Source organism: Nocardia sp. NPDC060220 (assembly GCF_042727815.1).
GTDB lineage: Bacteria > Actinomycetota > Actinomycetes > Mycobacteriales > Mycobacteriaceae > Nocardia.
On sequence record NZ_JBHWZY010000671.1, the window covers coordinates 1 to 3,866 of the forward strand.

Consider the following 3,866-nt stretch of genomic DNA (forward strand, 5'->3'; position numbering starts at 1 on the left):
AGACCCAGGGCCGCCAGTCCGCACGCTCGCTCGCGGCACTGGCTCCGGTCGCCGGTGAGCGTCCGGGCTCGCCGTCGGTGGCGGAGGGTGGCGGCGGGGTGGTGGACCCGGGGGCCCGGGCGGCGATGACCATGCGGAGAACTCCCAGACCGACAGGTCGAAGGTGGCCGCGGTCTTGAGGAGCACGCTGTCCTGTGCGGTGAGACCGAATTCAGCTGTCTTCCAGCGCAACTGGTTGACGATCGCGGCGTGGGAGACGGCGACACCCTTCGGGCGGCCCGTCGATCCCGACGTGAAGATCACGTAGGCGGTGTTCGCGGGGCGCAAGGGCGCGCGGCGATCACGGTCGGTGATCGGGGCGGGGCTGTGTGCGGCGAGGTCCACCTGCTCGACACATCGAACACGGGTTGTCGCGAGGTCCTCGGCCGCGCCGAGCCAGGTGTCGGCGCTGGTGAGGACGAGCAGCGGGGCGGCCGTGTCCAGGATGTAGTCGGTGCGCGATCGAGGGTGGTCGGGGTCAACCGGCACGTACACCCCGCCCGCGGTGCTGACCGCGTACATCGCCACGACCAGGTCGATCGATCGCCGCATCGCCAGTGCCACCCGGGTTTCCGGGCCGACGCCCGCGGCGATGAGATAGCGGGCCAGGCGGTTGACCCGGTCGTCGAGATCAGCGTAGGTCAGCCGGGTGTCGTCGGCGACGAGGGCGAGGGCGTCCGGGGCGCGCGAGACGGTCGCGTCGAACATCGAGGCGAGGGTCGCGGCCGGATCTGCTTGTCGCGCTGTGTGATTCCAGGTGTCGAGGATCCGGACTCGTTCGGCGGGGGCGAGCAGATCGATGCTGTACAGCGGTGCGCCCGGGTCGGTGACCACCGCGGTGATCAGGCGGGTGAGCCGGGCCAGGAAACCTGCGACCGTGGCCGCGTCGAACAGGTCGGCGGCGTAGGTGCAGTAGCCGGTGATGCCCGCCGGAGAACCCTCGGCGGTGTAGCGGTCGGCCACGATCAGGTGCAGGTCGAACTGGGACAGCTCCCGATCGAGCTCTACCGACGACACACTCGTACCGGGCAGGTCCATGCGCACCTCGGCCAGGTTCTGGAACGACAAACCGACCTGGAACAGGGGGTGGCGGGCGGTGGAGCGGGCCGGGTTGAGGACTTCCACCAGCCGTTCGAACGGGATGTCGGCGTGGGCGAAGGCAGCCAGGTCGGTGTCGCGCTGGCGGGTGAGCTGTTCGGCGAAGCTCGCACCCGCGTCGACGCGGGTGCGGAAGACCAGGGTGTTGACGAACATCCCGATCAGGTCGTCGAGGGCGGCGTCGCCGCGGCCGGCGACCGGTGTGCCGATGGCGATGTCGGTGGTGCCCGACAGCTCGGCGAGTACCACCGCGAAGGCGGTGTGCACGGCCATGAACAGGGTCGCGCCGTGGGTCCGCGACAGTTCGGCGAGGGCGGCGTGGGTGGCGGTGTCGACCGTGAACGGAACCCGGCCGCCCGCGTAGGACTGGATCGCCGGTCGTGGCCGGTCGCGGGGTAGTTCGAGTTGGTCGGGCAGCTCGGCCAGAGCTTGGCGCCAGTAGGCGAGCTGGGTGGCCGACACCGAGGTGGGATCGGTTTCGTCACCGAGCAGGGTCTGCTGCCAGATCGCGTAGTCGGCGTACTGCACGGGCAGCGGTGCCCAGGTGGGGCTCTGTCCTTGCGCGCGTGCGGTGTAGGCGATGACGAGGTCGCGGGTGAGGGGTCCGCCGGAGAAGCCGTCACCGGCGATGTGGTGCACGGCCATGGCCAGGACGTGGTCGGCCGGGCCGAGTTCGAACAGGGTGGCACGCAAGGGCACTTCTCGGGTGACATCGAAAACGGTCGACACCAGTGCTGTCACTGCGGGGGTCAGGCTTTCGTCGACGTCCGGGGCGATCGTGGTCACGTGCAGGCGCGGTACATCCGGGTGGTCCGACGGCAGAACGATCTGGGCCGGTACCTGGTCGACAGTCGGGTAGATCGTGCGCAGGATCTCGTGGCGTGCGACGAGATCGGTGAAGGCCTGCCGCAGCGCGGTGGTGTCGAGGTAGCCGGTCAGGCGGAGCACGACCGGGATGTTGTAGGCGGCGGTTCCGGTATCGAAGCGGTTGAGGAACCACATGCGCTGCTGGGCGGGCGAGAGGGGGATGTGATCAGGTCGTGGGCGCGCCCGCAGGGCGGGTCGACGGGCCGCGCGGGCCAATCCGGCGATCTCGTGCGCGCATTCGGCGACGGTGGGTGCGGCGAACAGCACGCGCACCGGCACCCGGATGTCGAGTGCGGCACCGATCCGAGCGGTCAGGCGGGTGGCGAGCAGCGAGTTACCGCCCAGATCGAAGAAGCTGTCGTCGGCGCCGACGCGTTCGGCACCGAGCACCTCGGCGAACGCCTCGGCGACGGTACGTTCCAGCCCGGCCGCGGGCGCACGGTAGGTGCGCGTCACGAACTCCGGTGCGGGCAGCGCAGTCCGGTCGATCTTTCCGGCGGCCGAGAGCGGGATACGGTCCAGGACGACGACGGCGGCCGGGACCATGTGCGCGGGCAGCATCGACGCGGACCACCGTGTGATGGCGCCGGGGTCGATCTCGCGGCCTGTCACATACGAGACCAGCACGGTGTCCCCGGCGGGGTTCTGCGTGCCGAGCGTGAGAGCGAAACTCACCTGCGGGTGCCGCAGCAGGACGGCGTCGATCTCACCGGGCTCGATCCGGAAGCCGCGGATTTTGATCTGGAAGTCGGTGCGGCCCAGGTATTCCAGCTCGTAGGTGTCGCCGTGCACCCAGCGGACGAGGTCGCCGGTGCGGTACATGCGTGCGCCGGGTCCGGCCCAGGGGCAGGCGACGAAACGATCCGCGGTGGCGGCGGGGCGGCCACGGTACCCGCGTGCGAGTGCGGGACCCGCGAGATAGAGCTCACCGGTGGCGCCCACCGGCACCGGGTGCAGACGGGCGTCGAGGACCACGGCCCGCATGCCCGGCACGGGGCGACCGATCGTGACGCGGTCCCCGGCACGCAGCACCGAGTAGGTCGCGCCGATGGTTGCCTCGGTGGGACCGTAGCCGTTGAGGAAGCTGCGGCCCGGTTGCCACGTGGCCAGCAGTTCGGGGGCGGTGGCTTCGCCGCCGGCGGACACGCACTGCAGGTCGGGCAGGGTGGTCGGGTTCAGGGTGCTCAGCAGGGCGGGGGTGATGATCGTGTGCGTCACCTGTTCGGTGCGCAGCAGGTCGTCGAGGTCGATGCCGCCCAGGGTGTCGGGCGGGGCGATGACCAGGGTGGCGCCGTGGTGGAAGGCGGTGGCGAGTTCCTCGATCGACTGGTCGAAGCTGGGTGAGCAGACGTGCAGCATGCGGTGGTCGTGGCGCAGGCGCATCAGGGCCGCCGAGTGGGTGACGAGGGCGCCGAGTCCCGCATGGGTGACCGAGACGCCCTTGGGTGTGCCGGTGGAGCCGGAGGTGTAGATCACGTAGGCGATGTTGTCGCGGCGCAAGGGTGCTCGGCGGTCGCGGTCGCGTACCGGGGTCGACGAGCGGGCGGCGGTGCGGGCCCGGGCGGCCGGTTCGTCCAGCGCCAGCCAGCGCAGCGATCCGGGCAGGTTGTTCGCCCTCGCGGCGACGGTGAGGCCGATGGTCGCGCCGGAGTCGGCGAGCATGTGACGGACACGGTCTTCGGGGTAGTTCGGGTCGACGGGAAGGTACACGCCACCCGCTTTGGCGATGGCCCAGAACGCGAGGATCGACTCGTAGGAGCGCGGGATCGCCGAGGCGACGACTGTTTCCGGGCCGATTCCCTCGTCGATGAGGACTCGGGCCAAACGTGAGGAATCGGCGTCGAGGGTGCCGTAGGTGTAGG

At 70.5% G+C, this 3,866-nt stretch carries 1 protein-coding gene; it reads right to left on the reverse strand.

Translation table 11 applies throughout. From position 1 onward, the window contains the following. On the reverse strand, positions 1 to 3,866 hold a 3,866-nt coding region (locus ACFWF3_RS27440), incomplete at both ends, for an amino acid adenylation domain-containing protein (RefSeq protein ID WP_379316288.1).